The sequence below is a fragment of the Oligoflexus sp. genome, from assembly GCF_035712445.1.
Classification (GTDB): Bacteria; Bdellovibrionota_B; Oligoflexia; order Oligoflexales; family Oligoflexaceae; genus Oligoflexus.
Genome location: NZ_DASTAT010000115.1, coordinates 1 through 23,682 on the forward strand (window position 1 = coordinate 1; position 23,682 = coordinate 23,682).

General features: G+C 54.7%; 22 protein-coding genes. 12 read left to right on the forward strand and 10 right to left on the reverse strand.

Annotated features, from left to right (window positions below; genetic code table 11):
* From VFO10_RS24900 to dnaJ, 5 genes are all read left to right on the forward strand, one after another.
* A partial coding sequence (locus VFO10_RS24900) for a hypothetical protein (protein ID WP_325144710.1) occupies window positions 1-265 on the forward strand: 265 nt, incomplete at its 5' end.
* Window positions 266-274: 9 nt separating this feature from the next.
* On the forward strand, window positions 275-1,090 hold the full coding sequence (locus VFO10_RS24905; RefSeq protein WP_325144711.1) for a hypothetical protein: 816 nt from the start codon (window positions 275-277) through the stop codon (window positions 1,088-1,090).
* Window positions 1,091-1,249: 159 nt separating this feature from the next.
* The gene (gene uvrA / locus VFO10_RS24910; RefSeq protein WP_325144712.1) at window positions 1,250-4,006 is read left to right on the forward strand and encodes an excinuclease ABC subunit UvrA; all 2,757 of its coding nucleotides are present in this window, start codon (window positions 1,250-1,252) and stop codon (window positions 4,004-4,006) included.
* 7 nt (window positions 4,007-4,013) lie between these two features.
* Complete coding sequence (panB, locus tag VFO10_RS24915; protein ID WP_325144713.1) at window positions 4,014-4,832, forward strand: 3-methyl-2-oxobutanoate hydroxymethyltransferase; 819 nt, start codon at window positions 4,014-4,016, stop codon at window positions 4,830-4,832.
* A 17-nt stretch (window positions 4,833-4,849) separates the two neighbouring features.
* A complete protein-coding gene (gene dnaJ, locus VFO10_RS24920; protein ID WP_325144714.1) occupies window positions 4,850-5,956 on the forward strand; it encodes a molecular chaperone DnaJ in 1,107 nt (368 codons plus the stop codon).
* 171 nt (window positions 5,957-6,127) lie between these two features.
* Here the strand turns inward: dnaJ and VFO10_RS24925 are convergent, their stop codons facing one another.
* From VFO10_RS24925 to VFO10_RS24945, 5 genes are all read right to left on the reverse strand, one after another.
* Window positions 6,128-6,736 carry a hypothetical protein gene (locus tag VFO10_RS24925; RefSeq protein WP_325144715.1) on the reverse strand — a complete coding sequence of 203 codons (609 nt, stop codon included), beginning with the start codon at window positions 6,734-6,736 and terminating at the stop codon, window positions 6,128-6,130.
* 196 nt (window positions 6,737-6,932) lie between these two features.
* On the reverse strand, window positions 6,933-8,183 hold the full coding sequence (locus VFO10_RS24930; RefSeq protein WP_325144716.1) for an ABC transporter permease: 1,251 nt from the start codon (window positions 8,181-8,183) through the stop codon (window positions 6,933-6,935).
* A 1-nt stretch (window position 8,184) separates the two neighbouring features.
* Window positions 8,185-9,186 carry a porphobilinogen synthase gene (gene hemB / locus VFO10_RS24935; RefSeq protein ID WP_325144717.1) on the reverse strand — a complete coding sequence of 334 codons (1,002 nt, stop codon included), beginning with the start codon at window positions 9,184-9,186 and terminating at the stop codon, window positions 8,185-8,187.
* 22 nt (window positions 9,187-9,208) lie between these two features.
* Window positions 9,209-9,754, reverse strand: coding sequence for a crossover junction endodeoxyribonuclease RuvC (gene ruvC / locus VFO10_RS24940; protein WP_325144718.1), 546 nt, complete (start codon window positions 9,752-9,754; stop codon window positions 9,209-9,211).
* Between the two features lie 284 nt (window positions 9,755-10,038).
* The gene (locus VFO10_RS24945; RefSeq protein WP_325144719.1) at window positions 10,039-11,472 is read right to left on the reverse strand and encodes a sigma-54 dependent transcriptional regulator; all 1,434 of its coding nucleotides are present in this window, start codon (window positions 11,470-11,472) and stop codon (window positions 10,039-10,041) included.
* Window positions 11,473-11,712: 240 nt separating this feature from the next.
* Between VFO10_RS24945 and VFO10_RS24950 the strand changes: the two genes are divergently transcribed.
* From VFO10_RS24950 to VFO10_RS24970, 5 genes are all read left to right on the forward strand, one after another.
* Window positions 11,713-14,367 carry a hypothetical protein gene (locus VFO10_RS24950; RefSeq protein WP_325144720.1) on the forward strand — a complete coding sequence of 885 codons (2,655 nt, stop codon included), beginning with the start codon at window positions 11,713-11,715 and terminating at the stop codon, window positions 14,365-14,367.
* 100 nt (window positions 14,368-14,467) lie between these two features.
* The gene (locus VFO10_RS24955; protein WP_325144721.1) at window positions 14,468-16,138 is read left to right on the forward strand and encodes a caspase family protein; all 1,671 of its coding nucleotides are present in this window, start codon (window positions 14,468-14,470) and stop codon (window positions 16,136-16,138) included.
* Between the two features lie 39 nt (window positions 16,139-16,177).
* On the forward strand, window positions 16,178-16,981 hold the full coding sequence (locus VFO10_RS24960) for a hypothetical protein (RefSeq protein ID WP_325144722.1): 804 nt from the start codon (window positions 16,178-16,180) through the stop codon (window positions 16,979-16,981).
* Window positions 16,978-17,559, forward strand: a complete 582-nt coding sequence (locus VFO10_RS24965; RefSeq protein ID WP_325144723.1) for a sigma-70 family RNA polymerase sigma factor — start codon at window positions 16,978-16,980, stop codon at window positions 17,557-17,559. The genes VFO10_RS24960 and VFO10_RS24965 overlap by 4 nt, the downstream gene beginning before the upstream one ends.
* Window positions 17,560-17,658: 99 nt before the next feature.
* On the forward strand, window positions 17,659-18,315 hold the full coding sequence (locus VFO10_RS24970; RefSeq protein ID WP_325144724.1) for a hypothetical protein: 657 nt from the start codon (window positions 17,659-17,661) through the stop codon (window positions 18,313-18,315).
* Between the two features lie 2 nt (window positions 18,316-18,317).
* On the opposite strand, the gene VFO10_RS24975 is transcribed toward VFO10_RS24970, so the two are convergent.
* Together VFO10_RS24975 and VFO10_RS24980 are read right to left on the reverse strand one after the other, a co-directional pair.
* Window positions 18,318-18,578 carry a hypothetical protein gene (locus VFO10_RS24975; RefSeq protein WP_325144725.1) on the reverse strand — a complete coding sequence of 87 codons (261 nt, stop codon included), beginning with the start codon at window positions 18,576-18,578 and terminating at the stop codon, window positions 18,318-18,320.
* Window positions 18,565-18,945, reverse strand: coding sequence for a hypothetical protein (locus VFO10_RS24980; RefSeq protein WP_325144726.1), 381 nt, complete (start codon window positions 18,943-18,945; stop codon window positions 18,565-18,567). The genes VFO10_RS24975 and VFO10_RS24980 overlap by 14 nt, the downstream gene beginning before the upstream one ends.
* 150 nt (window positions 18,946-19,095) lie before the next feature.
* Between VFO10_RS24980 and VFO10_RS24985 the strand changes: the two genes are divergently transcribed.
* Both VFO10_RS24985 and VFO10_RS24990 read left to right on the forward strand, forming a co-directional pair.
* Window positions 19,096-19,839, forward strand: coding sequence for a DUF1573 domain-containing protein (locus VFO10_RS24985; protein WP_325144727.1), 744 nt, complete (start codon window positions 19,096-19,098; stop codon window positions 19,837-19,839).
* Window positions 19,840-19,849: 10 nt separating this feature from the next.
* Window positions 19,850-19,993, forward strand: a complete 144-nt coding sequence (locus VFO10_RS24990) for a hypothetical protein (RefSeq protein ID WP_325144728.1) — start codon at window positions 19,850-19,852, stop codon at window positions 19,991-19,993.
* A 166-nt stretch (window positions 19,994-20,159) separates the two neighbouring features.
* On the opposite strand, the gene VFO10_RS24995 is transcribed toward VFO10_RS24990, so the two are convergent.
* The 3 genes from VFO10_RS24995 to ffh all read right to left on the reverse strand — a co-directional run bounded on the left by VFO10_RS24995 (window position 20,160) and on the right by ffh (window position 23,651).
* Window positions 20,160-20,516, reverse strand: coding sequence for a hypothetical protein (locus tag VFO10_RS24995; protein ID WP_325144729.1), 357 nt, complete (start codon window positions 20,514-20,516; stop codon window positions 20,160-20,162).
* 195 nt (window positions 20,517-20,711) lie between these two features.
* Entirely contained in the window at window positions 20,712-22,088 is a 1,377-nt protein-coding gene (miaB, locus tag VFO10_RS25000) for a tRNA (N6-isopentenyl adenosine(37)-C2)-methylthiotransferase MiaB (protein WP_325144730.1), read from the reverse strand.
* Window positions 22,089-22,109: 21 nt separating this feature from the next.
* On the reverse strand, window positions 22,110-23,651 hold the full coding sequence (gene ffh / locus VFO10_RS25005) for a signal recognition particle protein (RefSeq protein ID WP_325144731.1): 1,542 nt from the start codon (window positions 23,649-23,651) through the stop codon (window positions 22,110-22,112).
* Between the last annotated feature and the right edge of the window lie 31 nt (window positions 23,652-23,682).

Consider the following 23,682-nt stretch of genomic DNA (forward strand, 5'->3'; position numbering starts at 1 on the left):
TGATGGTAAGCCATTGCCCACCCATTTTACTTTAGAGTCGGGTGTCGTGGAGAAAAAAGCTGACCCCCTCCCCGATTATATTCCCATCTTTGTAAATTCCTTTGCCGGTGAACAGCTTCTTGAGCGTCATCTTGGCTATAAAGGCTGGGATTTTAACAAAGACGGCGTGATCGACATGCTTGAAGTCCTCGACGCCAACGGCCAGGTCGTGCGGCGTGCTTATGATTGGAACCGGGACGGAACTGTGGATGAAGTGCGGAACTGAGGAGTCTTAATGGCCAGCCACCTGTCGAGCATCGGTTTTCCTGTGCAAACGGAGCAGGATCTCTACGCCCTTGCTGAAAAAATTGCGCAGAAAGCCACGCCGCATGAGGTGGATCAGGGCTTTTATCTTTCCTATCAGGATCCCTCGGGCGCCGCGATCTGGCTTCATGCGGATAAGGACCGGCAGATTGCGGGCATGAATCCGCACTTCGTCGGACCCTCGATCATGACCCTGAAGATTGTGCGTTCCGTGCACAGGGACAAGGATCATGCTTTTGATGGCGCGTACTTCGGCTGGGTCGCTCCGGAAGAGGAACACGATCATCAGGAAGGCGCCTATCCTCTGCTCTTCGATGCCCCTGATTATCGGCGTTATCATCAGGAAAAATTTCCGGCGACTCTTCCGGTTCAAATTGCCGCTTTTGCGCATGAGCTCGAAGTTTTTGCTTCGGATGAAGCGTGGAAGCAAAAAAATGGTGATAAATCGCCGATCGCCGCCGAGTCCTTTATTCCGGCCGGACTTTTCCCTGCTGATGGTCGCCAGGAAAGCGAAGCGATTCCCACCGCTCATGCCCTGATTTCGGGCCATGTTCTGGATGCTCAGAAGCGCACCAACCAGATGACAGGAAAAAGTTTTTGGTGGCTGCAGGTGCAGTCCTATGCGGCCATCTATGATGTCGTCGTGGATCCCTTGCTTCTGCGCAGCGATCCCAAACCAGGATGCGTTGTCAAAGGCTCCTTCTGGCTGTCAGGTGTCGTCCTGGATCAGGCGGAGCATAAGCCGCAGAACGGTTTTTTGCGGCTATTAAGAAGTCGGAAGCCGTGACTCCTTGAATCCCTCTTATATACCCTTTGACATGGTGAATGGGACAGCGTGATCCTGCGCCCACGGCATGATTGTCGCAGGAGCGGAAGCATTCAACGCGGGCTTGTGCTCGCAGTTGATCTTTGCCATTGTTTTTCTCATTCAACCACGGAGGGGCTCATGAACAGCCAGGACGAGGCTATCGAATTGCGGGGTGTCCGGACTCACAATTTGCAGAATATCAATCTCAACCTGCCCTTGGGCAAACTCACAGTCGTAACCGGCGTCTCCGGCTCCGGCAAAAGCTCCCTGGTGTTCGACACGCTTTACGGCGAATCCTACCGACGCTATGTGGAAAGTCTTTCGAGTTATGCGCGGCAGTATCTGAAGCAGCTGCCGAAACCTGAAATCGATGACGTCCAGAATCTGCCGCCGGCGATTGCCGTGAAACAGGCAAAATCAGGCCTGAATCAACGTTCCACCGTGGGAACGATGACAGAGCTGAACGATATCCTGCGCATCCTCTTCGGGCATCTTTCCAAAATCATCTGTCATGGCGAGGTGGTTGAAAAAGCCGATGGCCGCACGATTACACGGGATGCTTTTGAACGTTGGCCCGGGCAAAGGGTCCTGATGCTGGCCTCCATGGAGACCTGGAGCAAGCTCAAGGCCGCGGATTTGAAACAGCAGCTGGAAACGCAGGGTTTTACCCGCTGCTATGTCGATGGCAAGGTTCAGCGCATTGATGAAACCAAGGCGACGGATTTGAAACGCAGCATGATCGTGGTTGATCGCGTGACTCTCGATGATGATAACCGCGCGCGGTGCCGGGAAGCTGCGGAACTTACTCTGCGCCTCGGTCGTGGTGAGGCGACTCTTGTTCCTGAAAAGGGGGAGAGCCGCACCTACTATAAGACTTTGAAATGCCGGCATTGTCTGACGGAATATCAGGAGCCTTCGCCCACTCTTTTCAACTACAACCATCCCCTGGGCGCCTGTGAAGTGTGCCAGGGCTTTGGTCGCGTGGCTGTGAAGGATCGCAGCAAGATGATTCCCGACATGGAGAGCTCCATTCTGGAAAGTGGCGTTGCGCCGTGGAACTTCGGTGATCACGATGCGATGTATAAGCTCGCCCGGAAGAGCGCCAATGATCGGGGCATGGATCCTGGAAAACCCTTCAAAAAATATACTGCCGCCGACTGGCAGTGGCTTTACGAAGGGGATGCGAAGGGACGTTTTGATGGGATCAATGGTTACTTTGCGTGGCTTGATACCAAAAAATATAAGGCTCATTATCGGATACACTCGGCGCGTTTTCATACCTATATAGGCTGCGATGCGTGCGGTGGTTTTCGTCTGAATAAAAAGGCTTTGGCCTGCTCCCTTCAAGGGAAAAATTTTGCGGATCTCAGCCGCATGACGATGCTGGAGCTGGAAGAGTGGTTTACCCAACTTGTTTCCCTTCAGGATGCGCTGGAAGGTCAACGCCGTGCGGCGGCCCAGGAAGCGATTCAGGAAGGCCAGCAGCGGCTGTCCTATCTTTTGAAGATGGGCCTGGGTTATCTGAATATGGCCCGCAGTGCCCGCACGCTTTCCGGTGGGGAAGTTCAGCGGATCAATATGTCCCGGAGTTTGGGCAGCGCGTTGACGGGAACACTTTTTTGTTTGGATGAACCGAGCGTCGGACTTCACGCACGGGACAGTCAGAATCTTTTGAGCGTGATTCATGAACTCCGCGATCAAGGGAATACGATCGTAGTCGTGGAGCACGAAAGGACTCTGGTTCAGGGTGCAGAATACCTTGTCGAAATCGGGCCAGGCGCTGGTCATCAGGGTGGGCAGCTCGTCTTTCACGGCGAGCCTCAGGCCTATCATAAAAAACCGATCAGCTGGCCCAAGGGCCGCGTTGTGGAGTCGAAGGATCAGTACATCGAACTCACGAATGCGCGCACGCATAATCTGAAGGGCGTGAATGCCCGCTTTCTTCTGCGCGGCCTGAATGTCGTGTGCGGTGTCAGCGGCAGCGGCAAGACCAGTCTTGTGCGGCATACCCTTTATCCCATGCTGGCTGCGGTCCTGGGCAACGATAATGATATGGATGAGAAGGAGCCCACTCCGGTTTTGGCCGATGGCCTTGGCCCTGTTGCCGCCATCAAAACCCTGTCGGCTGTTCACTTCGTCTCGCAGGAAGGCATCGGCCGTTCGAGTCGTTCGACCATTGCCACCTACCTCGGCCTTTACGATGAGATTCGTAAACTCCTCGCGGATACGCCCGAGGCCAAGGCCAAAGGACTCAAGCCCGGATTTTTCAGCTTCAACGTTCCCGGAGGGCGCTGTGAACACTGCAAGGGTCTGGGCTACGTCATAGAGGATCTGTCGTTTTTAGGGGAGATGCCGGTCACCTGCGCCGTATGCCAGGGGCGCCAATTTACGGATGAGGCCCTGAGCATTACTTTCCGTGAACGCTCCCTCCTTGACATTCTGCGATTGACGATTACACAAGCTAGGGAAGTCTTTTATGATCAGACCAAGCTGAAGAACGCGTTGGATCAGGTCATTGGCATGGGGCTGGGCTATGTGACGCTCGGTCAGAATACTAGCTCGTTTTCCGGTGGTGAGGCGCAGCGCCTGAAACTTTTGCGCATGATGCTGGATGCCTCGGATCGCAAACCTGGATTTTTGATTTTCGACGAGCCCTCAACCGGGTTAAGTGATTCGGATGTTCATCAGCTGCTCATGCAGATGATACGCCTGCGCGATCTGGGTCACACCATCGTTGTCGTGGAACATCACATGGGCTTTCTGCAGTCCGCCGATTGGCTGATTGAGATTGGTCCCGAGGCCGCCGGGGCCGGTGGAAATATTGTTTATCAAGGGCCACCGGTAGGGCTGAAGGATGTGCCCGAATCGCGGACGGCACCCTTTCTTTATTCATGAGGTTCCAGTGAGCAAGCACAGCAGTGAAGCCCCCGCCCAGGTCACCGTCAAAACCCTGCAGAAAAGAAAGCAGGGGAAGGAAAAGATTTCCATGGTGACCTGCTATGATGCAGCCTTTGGGGCTTTGATTGATCGCACCGGCATCGACATGATCCTGGTTGGTGACAGCGCCGGCAACGTGGTCCTGGGCTTCAAGGATACGATTCCCGTCACGATGGATCATATGGTGCATCACACCGCATGTGTGGGCCGCGTCGTAAAACGAGCCATGCTGGTCGCCGACATGCCTTTTCTTTCGTATAACCTCTCGGTCGAGCAGGCTCTGCGCAATGCCGGACGCCTTATCCAGGAAGGCGGCGCGGCGGCGGTCAAGGTGGAAGGTGGTGCTGCCATCCTGCCTCAAGTAAGAGCCATCGTGCAGGCCGGTATCCCCGTCGTGGGTCACCTGGGTTTGACGCCGCAAAGCGTGCATCAGCTGGGTGGCTATCGCGTGCAGGGCAAGGGTGATCAGGCGAAGATCATTATAGAAGACGCCATCAAACTCGCAGAGGCCGGCGCCTGTGCGGTGGTACTGGAACTCGTTCCCGCGGCTCTCGCTGAAGAGATCACGAAGCAAATCCCTATTCCCACGATCGGGATTGGAGCCGGTGCGGGCTGCGACGGGCAGGTGCTTGTTCTCCATGATTTGCTTGGATTTAACAGTGATTTTAGCCCAAAATTTTTGAAGAAATATGCTAATTTAGGAGAGGTGATTTCACAGGCCTTGAATCAGTATGACAAGGATGTGAAAGGCAGCCAATTTCCGGGCCCCGAACACAGCTTTTAAGGACGGATTAAGAATACATGGAAAAACGTGATTACTACGAAGTTTTAGGCTTATCGCGCGGGGCATCCGATGCTGATATCAAACGCGCCTATCGGCAGATGGCCATGCAATATCACCCCGATAGAAACCCGGGCAATAAAGAAGCCGAAGACAAGTTCAAGGAATGCGCCGAAGCCTATGAAGTCCTGGCTGATGCGGAAAAACGCAAGGTCTATGATGCCTATGGACATGCCGGGCTTTCAGGGCAAGGGTTCTCGGGCTTCTCGGATGTGAACGATATCTTCTCGTCCTTCGGTTCGATCTTCGAAGATTTCTTTGGCTTCTCTTCCCCTGGTGGGCAGGGCGGGAAAAAACGTCCACGCAAGGGCGCTGATCTTCGCTATGACCTTGTGCTCGAATTTGAAGAGGCCGCATTCGGTGTGGAAAAGCAGGTGGAATACGACCGTGAAATCAGCTGCGGAACCTGTAAGGGGGAACGCGCGGAGCCGGGCGGAAAGCGCACCTGTACGAGCTGCGGCGGCAGCGGTCAGATCCGTCGCAATCAAGGATTTTTCGCAGTGGCCAGCGCGTGCCCGACCTGTCAGGGCGAAGGCGAAATGGTGACGACGCCGTGCAAGGCCTGTAAAGGTCGCGGTCGCGTGAAGGAAAGCAAGAAAGTCAGCGTGAAGATTCCTCCTGGTGTGGATCAGGGCGTGCGCTTACGCGTGGGCGCGGAAGGTCAGGGCGGGGCCTACGGTGGGCCGGCTGGTGATCTTTATGTGTTCCTGCAGGTCAAGGATAGTCCTCATTTTGAGCGGGATGGTTCGGATCTGATTTACGGGGCGCATATCTCGATGGTGCAGGCGGCGCTTGGCTGCAAGCTGAACGTGCCGACGCTTGGTGATAATAAAATTGAAGTGGATGTGCAGCCGGGAACGCAGCATGGTCAGCGTTTGACGGTGACGGGCGAAGGGATTCCGAGACTGCGTGGTGTAGGCCGCGGGGATTTGATTGTGGAGCTGGCGGTTGAGATTCCGACGAAGCTGAGTAAAGAGCAGCGGGAGATTTTGATGAAGTTTGCTGAGGTTTCGGGGGAGAAGGTTACGAGTGGTAACGGGTTCTTTTCGAAACTTTTTGGGGAGTGATCTCCGCGTTTGAGGCTGCCCCGCGGGGCGGCCCCTCCGGGGCTGACGACGGAAAGCGGGCTGACGACAGGAAGCGGGCTGACGACAGAAAGCGGGCTGACGACAGAAAGCGGGCTGACGACGGAAGTGGAACGCGGCATCAAGAAATGATGGCCGGCGCCTGAAATGCCCTTAAGGCGAAATCTGCAACAGCCGCGCCTGAATCTTCTTCACCGATTCCAGGTTGAAGATATCCAGATTCTTCACGTTGTAATGAAACTTGTCGTAACGGCCTTCTTCCTTGCCGTTCTCCAGCTTGCCCTTCTGAGCCACTTTCAGGTTATCCACCTGAGGTACGAGATCGTTGCTAATATAAAGCGACATCGTGCCGTTTTCGAAGTGATGAGACATCTGCAGAACGTTATAGAATTTTCTATCCACCTGGCAGTCGCGGCAGAACTTCCATTTATGGCGTTCCAGACCTTCCTCGGTGTTCTTCTTCGTACAGTTCTGGCAGAACTCGATCACGCGGAAGTTCTTGGACACGAGGTACTTGAAGGCCAGCTTGCGACGATTGGGTTTGTTGTTCGCAATGCTGAAGTAGAGCTGGTTCTTCAGGTCGAAGAGCTTTTTACGCTCCGCCACATTCTGAATTTTCTTGGCGTGACTGGTTAAAATCAGAGCAATGAGGAACTTATAGTTCATCAAACGCTCTTCACGTTCCATATTGGCAAAAACCTCCAGGATCGCCTCGTAGCGACGGAAGATCTGGCTGTACTCTCGATTTGTCGATCGAGCCATCAGCAGATCTCCTGCCATTTGCATCGGGATGGACCCTGCAGGGATTTTCTTTTTCTTTGCTGTAGCCTCGTCGGTGCTCAACATTGACCCCATGTGTGCTTTTAGCGCTAAACACCGCCTATCTTAGCCATGGCAGGTGTCTTTTTACAACAGGTTTTCCGGGTCCGGATAACGGCTTAGTCCTGACCCTGGACGCTTACAATGCCTGGCCCGTGCCCGCGATGCCTTCGGTGGGGACCACGCGAGAAGCGACGTAGGCAGGATACAGCCCGGCCAGAAGGCAGACAAGGCTGGCCGCTCCGGCCACTCCAAGATATACCTCAGCGCTGTAATGAACCGGCAAACTTTTCAAGAAATAAGGTTCCGGCAAATCAATGAACGGGTAATGCTCCAAAACATAGGAGATTCCGCCAGCCAGAATTGCACCTACAATACTTCCACCAATGCCGATGCAGAGACTCTGCACCAGAAAAAGTCCCATGATTTGGCGGTTGCGAGCCCCCAAAGCCTTGAGAATCGAGATGTCCCGCTGTTTCTGCGAAACCGAGACGAAGACCGTTGTCAGAATATTGAAGCCGGCAACAATCACCACCATGGCCACGATGAGTGCGATCACGGTGCGCTCTCTTTCCATCGCTTCAAAGAGGGGGCGGTTATAAGACTGCCACTCACGGAAGGACAGATTGTACTTCTCCTCCATGAGCCGGGCCACCTGGGGACTGCGATCGGCATCGTTCAGGCCGATTTCAAGACCAGTGACGGTATCACCCATATGAAAAAAAGACCTGGCCGAGCTGAGGCTCATGGCCACAAGGCGATTGTCATAGTGCTTCAGACCCGAGTTATACGTCCCCACCACCTTGAAACGCTTCATGTCCGAGAAGCGATTTTCTGTCGGTGCAATGAGGTGGATTGTTTCACCCACCTTCACATTCAGGATGCCGAGCAGCCCGGAACCCAGGATGACGGCAGGGGTTTCCGGCTCCGGTTTGCCTGCGGCTTCGTCGTCGATTTCCTGCTGCAGCACGGCCAGGGCCGTGGGAGGGTCGATCAGATTCTGCATGCTCTGCACCGCTTCACGCTGCTTCGGAGCGATACCCCGCACCAGAACGCCCTGCATGATGGAACCGCTTTTCGCCATGGTCTCGTAATGGATGAAGGGCGAGGTCCCGCGGACTTCATCCGGAAAATCGCGTTCGATGATTTTGGACCATTTCTCGGGATTCGACATGCCGGCCGGATAGCGATAGGCCATGATATGCGCGTTCGCCTGCAAAAAGCGGTTCCGCAGTTCATATTCAAAGCCATTGATCACGGACAGCACCACGATCAGGGCCGCAACCCCAATCGCAAGGCCGAAGAGAGATAGAAAGGTGATCCAGGAAAAAAAGCGATTTTCCCGACTCGATTTCAGGTAGCGAAACGCAGTCCAAGAGGCAAACGACATATCAGCTCCGCAACCATTCCGAGGCTTCAATTGCAAAATAGGTCAGGACAGCATCCGCACCGGCGCGTTTGAAAGCCATCAGGGACTCAAGAACGCAGGCTTGGTAGTTGATCCAACCGTTCTGTCCCGCAGCCTTCAGCATCGCATACTCGCCCGACACCTGATAGACCAGAGTCGGCATTTTGAACGATTCTTTCACACGGTAGATGATATCCAGATAAGGAAGGCCAGGTTTGACCATGACCATATCCGCGCCTTCACGGATGTCGAGGGCGACCTCATGCAGGGCCTCGTTGCTATTGGCAGGATCCATCTGATAGGTCTCTTTGGAACTCTTGCCCAGATTGCCCGCGGAGCCGACAGCATCACGGAAGGGGCCATAGAAGCTTGAGGCGTATTTGGCGGAATAAGCCAGAATCTGCACGAGTGGAAAGGCCGCGTGGTCCAGGGCATTTCGAATGTGGCCGATACGACCATCCATCATATCCGAGGGAGCGACGACATCCGCACCGGCCTGAGCATGACAGACGGCCTGCTTGCAGAGAATTTCGATGGTCTTGTCATTGATGACGTAACCTGTTTCATCAATGATGCCATCCTGTCCGTGGATGGTGTAGGGATCGAGCGCGATGTCGGTGATGACGCCGAGTTCGGGAAAACGTTCCTTGAGGGCGCTGACGGCGCGCGGGACAAGGCCATCGGGATTGTGGGCTTCCTGGGCCATCTTGCTTTTTTTCTCGGCTTCAATCGCCGGAAAGAGCGTCACAGCCGGGATGCCAAGCTCCATGCATTTTTCAGCTGTCTGCAAAAGATTATCGACGCTCAGGCGGAATTGGCCCGGCATCGAAGGGATTTCCATTTTGATGTTTTTGCCTTCGGTGATGAAGACGGGATAGATGAAGTCATTCGGGCTAAGGCTATGTTCGCGAACCAGGCGGCGGCTGAAGTCATTGGAACGGAGACGGCGCAACCGGGTGGCTGGGAACTGACGAGTCGGGAACATGGGCAGGCACTCCCTTGAAGGTTTAACCTAAGGCATCGTGACGAGGTCGCGGCGATGGGCTTCGGATTCCTAAAGATAAGCCATAGGACAACCCGATGGCAACGGCATCACTGGCGTCGTGTGGTAAATCGCCGAGCTCGAATTGCAAAAGATATTTCAACGCCGCGGCAATCTGTTCTTTCGTTGCGTGGCCCTGGCCTGTGATGGTTTTTTTGACTTCAGTCGGCGTGATCTCGGCCACCTGAATCCCGTGGCGTCTGACCGCGGCAATCACCGCGCCGCGTGTTTCACCCAAACGCAGAGCGGAATGAGGGTTGACGCCCGTGAAGGCGCGTTCGATGACGGCGATTTCAGGCTTGTATTGCCCGGTGAGCTGATGAATGGCTTCGTGGAGATAGCCGGTTCTTTCGCTGTGGGGGAGAGTGGGCTTCGATCGGATCACACCCACCGCCACCAGCTGCACGCGCTTTAAATTGATCGCGCCACGGGGCAGCTCGAGCACGCCGAAACCTGTGATTCGGGAACCCGGGTCGATGCCGATAATGCGAAATACGTCAGGGTTCGTCACGGCTGTCTCCTTTGGTTCTCGACATCATAGCAAAGCTGTACGGAATTCATAAGGGTTTCGGCGCGAAGTGTGTAGCCCCGCGCTCCGCGCGGGGTGACGATGGTGCCTGGGATGACGACGCGTGGGTGTGCTTGGGATGACGACGTGCGGGTGGCGCTTGGGATGACGACGCGTGGGTGTGCTTGGGATGATGACGCGTGGGTGGTGCTTGGGATGACGACGCGTGGGTGTGCTTGGGATGATGACACGGCGTCGCGCGCAGGCAAAGCGCGCTTTGCGTGGGCTCAGTGCTGATATTCTTTGGGGTTGATGTTGTATTTTTCGAGCTTGCGAAGCAGCGTGACCTTGGTCATCTGGGTTTGCTCTGCCGTCTGGTTGATGCGGCCGTTGAAGGCCTTGAGGGCGCGTTTGATGAATTCTTTTTCGAACTGCTCTTTGAGTTCGGGATATTTGAGGGAGTTGGCCTCCGTCATCAGCTGCTCGATGGTGCGGAGTTCTTCCTGAAGACGCGTGGTTTCACCCTCACCTTCGGAGTGCGGTTCGTCAAGTTCAGGCGCTTTCTGCTGAATGTGCGGCGGCAGGGAATCGAGATGGATTTCGTCGGTGCCTTCGATGATGAAAGCATGCTCGATGACGTTTTCCAGCTCGCGTATGTTGCCTGGCCAATCGTAAACCTGAAGGGCCTGGACGGCTTCCGGAGTCAGGCAGCGTATATGACGTTCGTGCAGACGATTGAACTTCTCTATCATGAAGACCGAGAGGTCCTCGATATCCTCAAGTCGCTCCCGCAAAGGCTGCAGGTTGATCGGCATCACATTCAGACGATAGTAAAGGTCCGAGCGGAATTTACCTTCCTGCATCATCTTTTCAAGAGGCTTGTTGGTTGCAGAAATAATACGCACATCGACCGGGATTTCCTGGTTGGAACCCACCGGCGTGATCTTCTTCTCCTGCAGAACGCGCAGAAGCTTCACCTGCATCTGCGGGGACACGTCACCGATCTCATCCAGAAAGATCGAACCGCCATTGGCAAACTGGAACTTGCCGAGCTTCTTTTTATCCGCGCCCGTGAACGTGCCCTTCTCGTAACCGAAAAGCTCGGACTCAATCAGAGTCTCGGGGATAGCCCCGCAGTTCACCGCCACGAACGGACCCTGCTTCCGCGAGGAGTTATAATGAAGCGCCTGGGCCACAAGCTCCTTGCCCGTTCCACTTTCCCCGCGAATCAAAACGGAAGTATCAACCCGAGCCAGCTTCTGGATCAGATCATAAACTTTTTTAATGGCGGTCGAGCGGCCGATGATGCGCTTGGACTTATTGAATTCCAGTTTCAGATCGCCGGTTAGACGATGCACGGGGCGTTTGTTCAAAGTCTGAAGGATCGTGCGGATCTTGTCGGGATGCACCGGCTTGGCCAGATAATCGTCGGCCCCGCTTTTCATGGCCTGGAGCGCCTGCTCCCACTGAGGCAGAGAGGTCAGCACATAGCAGCGAATGGAGGGCTGCAAGGCTTTCAGCTGGTCGATCTCTTCCAAACTCCCGGAGCGCGGGTGGTCGAGGTCGATCAAGACAGCGTCGTAGCGATTTTCCTGACACTTGACCACGAGCTCATAATGGTAACTCGCCGTATGCACGGAGCACTCGAGCTCATCACGCGATTCGCGTTCGATGAGATCGACTATGCTGCCATCCAAGTCTAGGGCGAGGAGATGGATCATATGTCATCGTGTCCTGGTAAACTCTTGAAATTTTTGATCCCGACTGCCGCAGACATATAAAAAGACCGGGGAAAGGTCAAGGGCGCGCTTGCCAGAGCGGCGGGATTTTGCACTTTGGTTTTCCAAAGTCCCTCTGAGCAATCGAGTAAACCGCCGTGAGTAATGGCCCTAAAACTGTGTTAAAATGATATAATGCCCTATTGACAGTCCTAATTGTGAGCAGCCACTCAGGAGGCCAGCATGGAGAAAGATAAAAACCAGTCTGTTACGCCCCCAATCTTGGGTTCAGACGAGGTTTCCGTGCCGCAGAGCCTGCGACTCCTGCGAATGATCGAAAAGTTAGGCCTTAAACCTGACACGGTTGAGGTTCTGCGTCGTTCGATACTGGTTGATGATACCCATGGCCGGGATTTGCGGCCTGGAGCGCAGGCGCAAGCCGTGCCCCAGTTTGGTGGCGATGAAGTCACAGGCTCGATTACTGTTCCCATAGCCGCCCAGCCGGAACCAAGGCCCACGCGTGGCGCTGTGCTTGCGGAGCACACGAATCCCAATCAAGCTCTGCCGACCATGGAAAATGCCAGGGCTGCCACCACCCGCCTGGATCATGCACTCGAAGCGGAATTGAAACTTCGTCATAAAGTGGAAGCTGAACAAAACTGGGCCGCCTTTCGTCACGAAGCCTGGCAGCTCTATGAAGCCTTTCCGCGCCCCGAGATGGCCGCGCGTTTGGTGGACCTCGCTCTCCTTTACGGTTCGGTCAGCGATCTGGAAGAAGTGCTCGGCAGTTTTCTGAAAGAAGACGTGACGTTCTATACGCTGATCGATGGTGACCTGCGTTCGCACCTTGTTGTGAAACTCTGGCAGGCGGAACGTTGGGCCGTCCTTGATGGTCTTATGTTTCGCAAAGATTTGCAGCTGCGCCTTCTGCCGATCGAACGTCTTTATGCCTGCTGGTCCTTCCTGCGCGCAGGCGAAACGGAAAAAGCGTTCAAATGGTTCCGACGTTTTGATCGCGAAATCTGGGCGGCGCAAAAGGAATTCGGCGCGCTTTTGAAACGAAGTGAGAGTGAATTGGCCTTGGCCCTTGGGCGTCAGGCCCTGGCTGATGGTGATGAAGCGCTCGCCATCCGTCTTTTGGAATCCATATCGCGGCAGACTCCGGAATTTCAGAAAGCCCTCGACCTTCTTTTGGACATTCGCGTCGAACGCGATGAATCCGGTCTTTGCCCCTATGGACAAAAGCTGCAAAGAGAACTCGACTGGCGGGCGCGCATTGCGCTATTGGATTCCTTTCTTCTGCGCATGCAAAGGTTCGAATCCGCATCACCCAAAGATCGCGCGGCTTTGAACGAACTTCTGAAAGATCCATTGCGCTGGGTTCCGGAGCAGCCGGAAGCCTGGCAGGCCGTCTCGGAAATCCTCCTTCAGTATCATCAGCTCGATTATCTTCTGCCGCAGATCAACACAGTTTTCATTCAAAAGGCCACGCAGTTTCATAAGCCGGCTTTTGATCACGCGCTTTGGGCGCCGGTTCGGGCCTATCATTTTCCCGATCCCATCAAAACCTGGTTCTGGCATGCAGTGGCCATGCTCCATGAATTCGCGTGGAGCCAGGGCCAGCAGGAAAACCTGCTCTGGGATGCGCGCAAATCCTATAGGGAAGCGGCGGATCACAGCGGCAAGGCCTTGCCATTGACCTGGATGCAGCTGCATCGTCATCTTCTGCAGTGGGTTGGCAAAACCGAGCGCCTGCAGGAACCGGCACGCGTCAAGCTCCTGCTGATGGTCAGGCTCGTGGGTGAAGGCAAGGACATCGACGAGCAGGATGTCTGCAATTTCCTGGTGCAAGTGGCCCAGCCCAGTCGTGAAGTGATTCGTGCGCTGGAAAACCTTGCGCGGGAGCGGGATCAGTGGGGTCTTGAACTCTTTATCCTCGATCGTAAAGCGCTTGGTCTTCATTATGTAAACCAGGATCTGGCGAGAGTTTGGCAGCTCGGAGCTGCGCTGAAGCGCTACGATCTGTGCTGGCGCGTGGCCACTGTCTTGAAGCATCGCACGGTTCTCAATGAACAGTTGGAGCGTCACTGGCAAATCTGCGGCGAGAAGCGTCGCGATTTTTCCATGCTCGATCTGACCGAAACCCACGTGAAAAAAGTCGTCCACAGCTTCGACGGCCATGAGCGGAAACTGGTCGAAGGCATACTCACCGTGGGGCCTTTGATTCCTGAACTTCTGGCGTCACTTCATCCGCAGCTGACGCCGGTGAAAAAACCGAAGGTCCTGAGCGAAGTCGAAGATGAAATCCAGGCCGCCTTGGAAAAAATCACCTGGATGCCGAAGCCGAAGAGGATCTATTCGCCGAACCCCAGTGGACTCTGGCAGCCGAAGCCGCCCTTCTTTTCGAGTCTTTTGGATTCCAAATGGTCGCTGCTCTTTGTTGCGCTGGCTCAAAGGCTTGGCATTACCGCATGGGACTGGCAGCTCAGCCTTCTGCATCACCAGATTGAAAGCATCATTCCCCGTATGATGCGCGGCGCCGAAACCCCGGCCCAGGGCAAGGTGGGGCGCTGGCTCCGCAGCCTGAGCCCAGCGCAAAGAAAGGCCTGGTACGAGCTTGCGCAGCAGTCGCGACGTTTTGACGATGAAGAGGCCCAGGGTATTATCAGTCGTTTCCTGGCCCGCCTCACCACGACACTTATTCAGGACCATAGCCTTGCGCTGCAGGGACTTGAGAAGATGAGGGCGCCTTTGCGCCTGCGCTGGGACCTGGAACACTGGATCGTATCCGACGTTTACGGCGAGCTGCGGCGGAGCCTTGGTCATTTCACGATAGGCCAGTTTCCTGAAGAGGTTTATTTGACTCCGGTTTTGGCTCCCGCGAAAATTTCCACATGACGGTGCAATCACGGTCCAGGAAAGGACTTCGTGCGGAAAATGGATTGACATAACAGGAAATTGTAGGATAAGTTGGCGCGGCTTAAGACCGGGAGTTATCGTGAAAATACAAAGACTGATCGCTTTTGCCCTTTCTCTGACCTTTGGTTTTGCTCTGCGCCTTGCAGCTGATGAAAATTCCGCTGCTGAAAGCCTGCGTCCGAAGAAGTTCATCCTGTCCGTAGGTGTAGGTCAGTTTCAAAGCAATCTTTGGCATCCTCTGCGTTATGCGCGGAAAGACGCCTCGGATATCTACAACTACTTCATCAAGGCCCCAGGACAAAACTTCGATGGCGGCGTTCTCGTCACGGATAACGAGCAGCCTGTCAGCGCTGCGAGTATCATCAAGGCCTTTGAGCGCTTGAAGCAGGACAACCGCAACGAAGAAGACACGGTGGTCGTCTACGTCTCCACGCACGGAACCGTCGCGTATAAGGAAGACGGGAAAGTCGGGCGCTATATCATCACCAGCGACACGGATCCTCAGAACACCAAGAAAACAGCCCTTGATTACGATTATCTGATGGAAATGTTCCAGCAGCTGAAATCGCGCAAGAAGGTTTTGATTCTTGCCTTCTGTCACTCAGGCGTCGGTAAATCCATTCTGACTCCGGAAATGAAGCGCGCGCTGGCCCAGCTGAAAGCGCCTTATTTTGAAGAGCCCATCCAGGAACGTTCCGAAGGTTCCATCGTTCTGACCGCCAGCGGCTGGCGCGAGCCGGCTCTGGAAGATGAACGCCTGCAGAATGATGTCTACACGCACTTCCTCCTGGAAGGCTTCGGTCGCGATCGCAACGGTGATGGTGCGGTATCGATCACGGAAGCTCATGCCTTCGCATCCCAGGCCACCTATGAATACACCAAAGGCCGGCAGAGACCTTCGGCGATCATGGAACTCCTCGGTTCGGATCCGGTGATCGTATCGGGCAGTCTGCGCAAGAAAGATAAAGGGGCGAGCCTTTTCTCGCTGATGGATCGCTTTTCGAAGCTGGTTGTCAGCATCGACGGCAAGGATTACGGTTCGATATCCAAAGGCCTGACTGTGCCGGAGGGTGATGTTCGTCTGACTCTGAAGGATCCGGACAGCCAAAAAGTTTTGGCCGATCGCGTCGTGAACTTTCAAGCTGGTCGGGAATATTCAGTGGCCAACTACCTGCTGCCCCGTCTGCCGAACAGCCTCAGCGTGGGCGTTCGCAATTATCAATTCCTGAACCGCGGCGTCAACCAGGGTTACACCCCGAATCCTTCCCAGGGGATGAACCTCCGTTATGTTCGCGAAGAAGCCTTCTGGCTCTACGATCTGGTGACCGAATTCAGTTATTTCCCCGAGCAGGACGAAAAAATTGAAGTCGATGGTTATCCCAACCAGCGCTTTGAACAAAAACGCAGTATGATGGCGGCTATGGTCGGTGCGCAGCGCCGTTTGACCCTGAGCTCGCTGTCGAGCACGGATCGTTCGGTTCGTACCGAGGCGCGCTGGCTGGCCGGAATCAACTCCATCCTGCTCAATCGCGTCATTGATGACAGGGACAGCGGTGCCTTCGATCAGCAGGAAAAGCTGGTTGCGACCGGGGGCTTGAGTCTCGGAACAGGACTCGATACGATGTGGGTTTACCATTTGATTCGGGCCGGCGCCGAGGTTCGATTGGACCTGGTTCGGAACTTTACGGTCGAAAAGACCAACGTTTTGATGGCTCCTACAGCTGCGGTTTACGTCGGAACTTTCTGGTAAACCGCGTGTCCGAAGCCCCAATAAAGGACGTGACAAGCCGTGGCAGATAAAAAGATTACGATCAAACCAAGCGATATGGAAAGACTCCGGGAGCTCATGCGTCAGGAAGAAGCAAAGCTTGACGCCGCCAATCCTTCAGACACCGAGCTGAACGAGTGGGAAGACCGGCTGGAGGATTCCGTACGCAAGCTGGCGCAGAAGACGCCAGGGTCTCTGCCAACGCACACGGATGAAATGAATCGTAATTGGTCGGCGCTGCAGGACAAGATCTCCAAAGCGGCGCCAGTCGTGCAGGACACGCCGAAGCCTGCCGATGTCCTGCCCCTCAAACGTCCCAACAAAAATAAAATGCTGCCGTTCCTGGGCCTCGCGGCCGCGGCTGCTCTGGTGTTCATCATGGTTCGTCCGCAATCGTCGGATGATGCCCTGACCATGAATGAGCAGAACGTTCAGATCAAAGGCACGGCTGGACAGACTGCGGCGGCAGACTGTGAATTGGACGTCGCTGCTCTGGATGGATCGTCGGTTGTGCCAACGGCCAACGGTCTTGGTTTTGTAGGAAATGTCGGTGCTGACGTTGAAATCAGCGTGCGTTGCAGCAGCTCAGGATTCATGCGGGTCGAGGCCAAGGGGTCTGAGTCCTTGACTCTCAACACCGCTGTGACTAACGGTGAACGTCAGAGAATCTTACGCGAAGGGCAAATTGCTCGATTTCCGTTGCAATCAGGACAACCCTGGTCCATTAGTTTAGTTCTTACGGGTAAGGAACTAAGCAAGGACGCAGTGGTGCCTCAAGACCAAATCCTATGGCAGGACACGATTACGGTGGGGGCTCGAGAGTGAATAAAAGCCAGGTGACGAAAGAAAGCCCCCAATTGGATTTTCAAACTCTCTACAAAAAACACTATTCGGCCGTGCGTGCGGTCGTTTCACGCTTCAAATTTCAAGACGCGACAGCGGACGATTTGATTCAGGATATTTTCGTCCAGGCCTGGCAAAACCTTGCCAGTCTTAAGGAACAGGCTGCTTTTAGCGGCTGGCTGATGACGATTGCGCGCAATCGCTGTTTGAATGAACTGCGCAAAACCAAGCGGACCGTATCGGTCTCCGGTACGGATGCGATCTCGGAAGAAGACGGTGCTTCAGGCGCCGAGATTATCCTGGTCGCGGATGATGAGTTCGCGTCGCTGCATTTTGAACAATCCATCACCCTTTTGCGTCAGCTGATTCAGATGCATGAAGGTGAGCCCCGAGCCACGGTCGCCCGCTACTTCTATCTGGACCAAATGTCGGTCAAGGAAATCTGCGATAGCCTGCAGATGAATCAAAACACCGTGCTGTCCCATCTTCGCCGTTTTCGCTTGATCGTAAGCCAGGCCATGATTCAATTGGCCGAAGAAAAGGGTTTGGAAATCAACTAATTACAGAAATTTTAACCGGGTTGCAATATCATGACACCCCCAGTGTTCTTGGAGGTAGGGGCCATCGCTCCACGACGAGAATGACAAGGGGATTGTGCCATGGAAGTACGGAAAATACAGATCACGCCGGAGGATGAAACCAGGCTCCGGGAATTATTAAAGATCCATGAAGCAGACATTGATCGGTTGAGCGATGACGAATTGGATGCCGCTGAAGCTCAGACGTCACAAAGCCTGCAAAGGCTTCTGCAAAAACAAAGTCAGGCTCAGCCTGCCCCATCCGTCCTGCGCTTTCGCCAGCCTTTGAAAACAGGCACCATGGCTTTCCTTGCCGCTGCGGCGGTTATGCTTTTCATGCAAAGAAATCAAAATGTTACCGACGTTCAGTCCATGGTCACCAAAGGCACGGAGCCGGTGGCGGCGGTGGCCTGCGATTCTTCGGTGTTTGAAGTTGAAAACAAGGTGAATAAGACCAGCGATCATTATTTGAAGCTTTATTGCGGTCAGCCCGTTTATGTTCACCTGGGATATGTTCAGGGCGAGACTTTGCACCTTGAGATGAGCAATCTTTCGGTTTCCGCCCAGGAAAATGTAGTGATGAAGGGCAGCCAGCCTTTGAAGTTCACGCCTGTCGCGCCGCAGGAAAGCCATCTGATGCTGCTGGTCACGGAAAAGCCGCTGAACACTATGGATCTCTCTCCAGCGGACCGATCCGGACTTTGGATCGAAGAGCTTTCCCTGAAAACAGCACCCTGAGATCAGCGATCGAAGTGCTGCTCCACTTTACGCGGTTTTCCCTGCCATGCTTTGTATTCCCATTCCTCAGTCGGTGGAAATAGGATGAAGAGTCCACCGATAAGACAAAGCGGAACGCCGATCGCCCACCAGCCTATGTTGCTCTCTGTTCCCTGCACGATCATGATCGTAAAGCCCGTGGTGGCCATCCCCATGAGCATCATCAGCGACATCTGCCGCGAACGATAGATCAAAAGTCGGCTATCGAAATCAGACTTTCTCATGATCCATCTCCTGCTTTTTCTGTTTGGTGGGTTTGCCGTCACTGACGATGATGAGAGTGTCGTTGGAATGGAACCAGCGATACGAGGTCACGCCGACGAAAAACGACACGAAGGCTATATGAAACCCGATATCAGCAAGGTCCAGGAAGCTTCCCGGCAAAGCGAGGAAGAGGACGATGGCTGTGGTTGTGCAGTAGAGCGTATAGCTCATGCCCGCAATGTGATCGCGCCGATCGACGCCATGCAAGGGCATGGAGACGAGGAAAATCCAAAGGATCAGGGCAAACGGATACTGCAGATCCTTCATCGAAAGTTCGGCGAAGATCGCAAGGACATCCTTCTGTATGAACTCAAGCCAATCCCTCATGGACTCTGACCTCCAGGCATTTGATCGGCTTAAATCCCCCGGGGCTTGAAGGCAGAAAGTGCCGGGCCCTGACCAGGCTCGAGTTCCCCAAAAAACTGTCGATAGGAAATCCTGCTGCAAACTTTGTTTCGCAGCGAAGGGGGGATTTTTATGGCCATTTTCACAAAAATCGGTGGTTTTCGCTGGGTGGGCCTTGTTCTGGGGCTCATGTTTTCCACCGGCGTTTTCGGCTATGAAAATGAAGTCGACCTGACAGCAGCCATTCGAGGCGAGGTGGGTTCGCTGCGCTTTGATGCCTATAACCAGGACAAAGGGCCTATCAAACAGGGTGATCGCTTGGAATTCCGTTTTCCCTATCGCGAGGAAAAGGGAGCGGCCGTGCGGGTGCTGGGCGTGCATCAGGAATGTGGCTGTCTTTCCCAGTCGCTTAAGGCAGGACAGGAGCTTGCCAAAGGCGCCAGCGGTGAGCTCGTCGTCAGGGTGGATACCACTCATTTTATCGGGGACTTTGATAAGGAAGTTGTGATTTTGACCAACGAGGATCGGGAGCGGCCGCATGTTTTTCGCATGCGGGCGACGATTGAACGGCTGATTACCCTCATGCCGCCGGTGGTTCAGATCGAGGACCGGGCGGTGAAAGTCCGGGTGAAGAGCGCTTCCAAGCAAACATTGCATATTGAGAAAGTGGTCTACAACGAGGATACTCTGGAGGTTCAGGCTTACCCTGTCCAAGAGGCATGGGAGCTGGTAGTGCGCTGGAAAGGTGAGACGGTGCCTGCTAATATGAACGAGACGATCGAACTGCTGATGGATGGACCCGTCCGAACGGTCAAGATACCGGTGGTGGGCGCGCGCGGCAAGACTTCGCGCCTGAGTCTCTCAGCACCGCGCTAAGGACAAGCTGATGTATTCTTCGCTTTATGTTGTGACCGGTTTGCTTTTCGTGATCAGTGTTGCCGCTTATGCCTGGTTCTGCACAGAACTTTCCCGCGATATTCGCGCAGGTCGCATCGTGGTGCGGCCTGAGACGGATGCGAAGAAGAAATAACGTTAAACTTTAAAGACGGCTCGCGTTGCATTCGAGATGACGGAATGTGGAGCGCAGGCTCGTGTTGCATTCGAGATGACGGAATGTGGAGCGCAGGCTCGCGTTGCGTGGAGCGTAGGGCGGTTGCGGAAAGCCCCCATCCCCAGCGGGATGAGGGTGGGTCACATTACTTTTTTGGAGCTTCGGTTGCGGGAGCGGCCTGGATTTCAGGCTGGGCTTCGGGAGCAGCTGGAGTGGTGGTTTCCGCTGCTTTGGTTTCCGCTTTGGCTTCGGCTTTTGCCTTCACCTTGCCTTTGGCTTTCGCCTGAGTTTTTCCGTGCTCATGGCCCTTGCCGTGTTCCATCCACATGTGCTTTTCACCGAGCTTCTGGCACTCTTCCTGAGTTTTCGCAGTGGGAACGGCCTTGTCGCCTTCGTAGCAACCTGGAGCGCTGGTCTTGGCCTGACCGGCCAGAGCCATCGAGGCGATCGACCAGATACCTACGGCTGCGGTGCGAGCGAGCTTCTTCGAGACGTTTGACATGGAATCCTCCTTATAAGGCGCGACTTATGTTGCGCTACGAAGGATAGAGCAAGCGTTGGACCAGCGGTGAAGTGGCTGTCGGAAGACTGGACAGAAGGCCTGCAGGAAGCTGATTTCCAACTCCTATTCAGACCTTCTTGATGTTTTCAGAGAATTCTGCCTTGCAGTATGAAGCGTGTCCGAAAGGAAACGATGCTAAACAAGACGACCCACTAATGCTGTTTTATTGGCATCAATGATTTCAACGTTGAAGATTTTGCCAACCAGGTCGCGTTCCGCTGGAATCTTTACCAGACGGAACTGCTCGGTGCGCGCGTAGTAGACATTGTCTTCCTTGCGGCTCTTGTAGTGGCAGAGGACTTCACGCGTACGGCCGATTTCTGCAAGGTTCATCTCAAGCGTGATGCGATCCTGAAGTTCGTTCAAAGCCGCCAGACGCCGTGACATCACGTCCTCGGGAACCTGCTCACGGAAGCGAGCGGCTGCTGTGCCTTTACGCGGCGAATATTTGAAGGCGAAGATGAACGAAAAGCGCACGGCCTCCACGAGCTTCAAGGTGTCCTCGAACTGCTCGTCTGTTTCCCCAGGGAAACCCACGATCAAATCAGTGGAAAGAGCCATCTCGGGATCCACAGCGCGCAGCCAGCGCACGCGTTCCCAGTATTCAGCCACAGTCACCTTGCGCTTCATGCGCTCCAGGACTTCATCATTGCCCGACTGCACCGGCAGGTGAATGTAGCGGCCCATCTTCGGGTAGGTCCGGAAAAGCTCAGCCAGGGGTTTGGTGAAGTCGTGCGGATTACTCGTCGTAAAACGGAGACGGTCAAGACCGGGCAACTGAACCACCTCTTCCAGGAGGTTCACAAAGGGTCCATTTTCGGTCTCAGCGAGTTTTCCGTCGCGGACCAGATCATGGCCGTAGCTATTCACGTTCTGCCCCAGAAGGGTAATTTCACGCGCGCCATCGGCTAATAGAGTTTTCACCTCGGCAACGATCTCGGCTGCGGGACGCGAAATCTCGCGACCGCGGGTGAAGGGTACAACGCAGAAGGTGCAGAAGTTATCGCAGCCCTGAGCGATGTTCACAAAGCGGGTGATTTCCGCTTTGCCGGTGACCGTGGGTTTGACCGTGGTCGACGCTTCCACGGGAGCATGCGGATGGTCTTCACCGCGGCCTTTTTTAAAGCCCAAAGCCGACACAGTTTTGGACGTTTCCTCGTGCCTTGTGAGGAGCTCCGGCAACTGATCGATCTTCCCCGGGCCCAGGAGAATGTCGATATTGGTGGCTTTCTCCAAGAGCTTTTCGCCTTCGGCCTGCGCCACGCAACCCGCCACAGCGATCTTCATCTGAGGGTTATGTTCCGCGACCTGACGCAAAGCGCCCAGGCGGCTCAAAACTTTGTGCGTGGCTTTTTCCCGAATATGACAGGTATTGAGCAAAACAAGGTCGGCTTGCTCGACCTGATCCGTCGTCTCATAGTTTTGCGACTGCAGCATGCTCAGCATGGTCTCGCTATCCGCGACATTCATCTGACAGCCCCAGGTTTCTACAAAAACCTTTTTCTTGCTCATAACCTGTCCTTCATATCCAGCTTATTTGCGGTTTTTCTTGCGCGCGTCTTTCGCGGCCTTCCGCATCTTCTTTTGTTTATCGCGATCAAATGCAGGTTTGGGCTTGCTGCCGGCGTCGCCGAACATGCCGCCCATATCCCCAAGCCCACCCAGGCCGCCGGGCATCTGGCCCATCTGCGAAGCGGCCTTGCGCATGCTGTTCATCTGGTTGAGCGTGCCCATACCGGGGATCTTTCCCAGCAGGCCGCCCATGTTCTTGCCGAGCATGCCCATCATCTTCCGCATGGCGGTGAAGCGCTTGTGCAGCTCCTCGACTTCCTTCACAGGACGGCCGGAACCTTTGGCGATACGGGACATGCGCGGACGGTCGAGGTTGTCCTGACCAATGCGTTCGCGCTTGGTCATCGAATCGATCATCGCCTTGACCTTGGTCAGCTCGCGATCGTCGATGTTCGCGCCCTTGGGTATCATGTCCTGCATCGGCATCTTGGCGATCAGATCCTTGAGCGATCCCATCTTTTGGATCATCTCGATCTGCTTATAAAAGTCGATATAGCTGAACTGACCCTGGAGCAGCTTCATGGCCTGCGCTTCCTGGTCGTCTTCCGCCACTTTCTGGAAATCCTGCATCAGGCCGACGATATCACCGAGGCCCAGGATGCGGCTCGCGAGGCCTTCGGGACGGAACTCTTCGAGCCGGTCCAGATCTTCGCCCATACCCAGGAATTTAATGGGCTTGCCAGTCACTTCCTTGATGCTGAGCGCCGCACCACCGCGGGCATCGCCATCAAGCTTGGTCATGATCACGCCGCTCAAACTCAGGCGTTCATCAAAGGACTTGGCGGTCGTCACAGCGTCCTGGCCCATCATCGCATCGCAGACGAGCAGGACGTTGTCAGGCTTCGTGGCGCTCTGAATATCCGCCAGCTCCTGCATCAAAGCGGAGTCAATCGTCAAACGACCGGCGGTATCGAAAAGGACGACATCGCAGCCAAGGTCGAAGGCTTTCTGCATCGCTTCCTTACAGATGGTGACGGGATCGGCACCTTCCTTATGGAACACGGGGACGCCGATGCGTTCACCCAGGACTTTAAGCTGCTGGACGGCGGCGGGACGATAGATGTCGGCCGCGACCAGAAGCGGTTTCTTTTTCTGTTTGGTCACAAGATACTTGGCGAGCTTGCCCGTGCTGGTCGTTTTACCAGAACCCTGCAGACCCACCATCATGATGATAGTCGGGCGGTTCACAGCCATCGTCAGCTCGGCGTTCACCGGGCCCATGAGCTGCTCCAGCTCCTCTTTACAGATCATCACGAAGTGATCGGCTGGTGAGACGGCCATGCGGCTGTCGCCTTTGCCCGCACGCAGCGCTACTTCCTGGCCCAAGGCTTTTTCCTGGACGCGTTGCAGGAAGTTTTTGGTCACCGAATATTCAACGTCGGCTTCGAGCAAACTCTTCCGAATCGCGTCGATCGCTTCTTTCACATTCGATTCGTTCAGAACGGCTTTGCCTTTAAGCTTCAGTTTGGCTTCTTTAAAGCCTTCGCTGAGAACATCAAGCATATTTGGATCACCTCGACAGCAAGAGGATGGG

Excerpts from the sequence above, each read along its gene's own strand:
- VFO10_RS24950 (WP_325144720.1), top strand. The coding sequence starts at position 11,713 with ATGGAGAAAGATAAAAACCAGTCTGTTACGCCCCCAATCTTGGGTTCA.
- VFO10_RS24995 (WP_325144729.1), bottom strand. The coding sequence starts at position 20,516 with ATGTCAAACGTCTCGAAGAAGCTCGCTCGCACCGCAGCCGTAGGTATC.
- VFO10_RS24905 (WP_325144711.1), top strand. The coding sequence starts at position 275 with ATGGCCAGCCACCTGTCGAGCATCGGTTTTCCTGTGCAAACGGAGCAG.
- VFO10_RS24980 (WP_325144726.1), bottom strand. The coding sequence starts at position 18,945 with ATGAGGGATTGGCTTGAGTTCATACAGAAGGATGTCCTTGCGATCTTC.
- hemB (WP_325144717.1), bottom strand. The coding sequence starts at position 9,186 with ATGTTCCCGACTCGTCAGTTCCCAGCCACCCGGTTGCGCCGTCTCCGT.
- dnaJ (WP_325144714.1), top strand. The coding sequence starts at position 4,850 with ATGGAAAAACGTGATTACTACGAAGTTTTAGGCTTATCGCGCGGGGCA.
- miaB (WP_325144730.1), bottom strand. The coding sequence starts at position 22,088 with ATGAGCAAGAAAAAGGTTTTTGTAGAAACCTGGGGCTGTCAGATGAAT.
- uvrA (WP_325144712.1), top strand. The coding sequence starts at position 1,250 with ATGAACAGCCAGGACGAGGCTATCGAATTGCGGGGTGTCCGGACTCAC.
- VFO10_RS24990 (WP_325144728.1), top strand. The coding sequence starts at position 19,850 with ATGTATTCTTCGCTTTATGTTGTGACCGGTTTGCTTTTCGTGATCAGT.
- VFO10_RS24945 (WP_325144719.1), bottom strand. The coding sequence starts at position 11,472 with ATGATCCATCTCCTCGCCCTAGACTTGGATGGCAGCATAGTCGATCTC.
- VFO10_RS24970 (WP_325144724.1), top strand. The coding sequence starts at position 17,659 with ATGGAAGTACGGAAAATACAGATCACGCCGGAGGATGAAACCAGGCTC.
- VFO10_RS24985 (WP_325144727.1), top strand. The coding sequence starts at position 19,096 with ATGGCCATTTTCACAAAAATCGGTGGTTTTCGCTGGGTGGGCCTTGTT.
- VFO10_RS24975 (WP_325144725.1), bottom strand. The coding sequence starts at position 18,578 with ATGAGAAAGTCTGATTTCGATAGCCGACTTTTGATCTATCGTTCGCGG.
- VFO10_RS24930 (WP_325144716.1), bottom strand. The coding sequence starts at position 8,183 with ATGTCGTTTGCCTCTTGGACTGCGTTTCGCTACCTGAAATCGAGTCGG.
- VFO10_RS24925 (WP_325144715.1), bottom strand. The coding sequence starts at position 6,736 with ATGGCTCGATCGACAAATCGAGAGTACAGCCAGATCTTCCGTCGCTAC.
- ffh (WP_325144731.1), bottom strand. The coding sequence starts at position 23,651 with ATGCTTGATGTTCTCAGCGAAGGCTTTAAAGAAGCCAAACTGAAGCTT.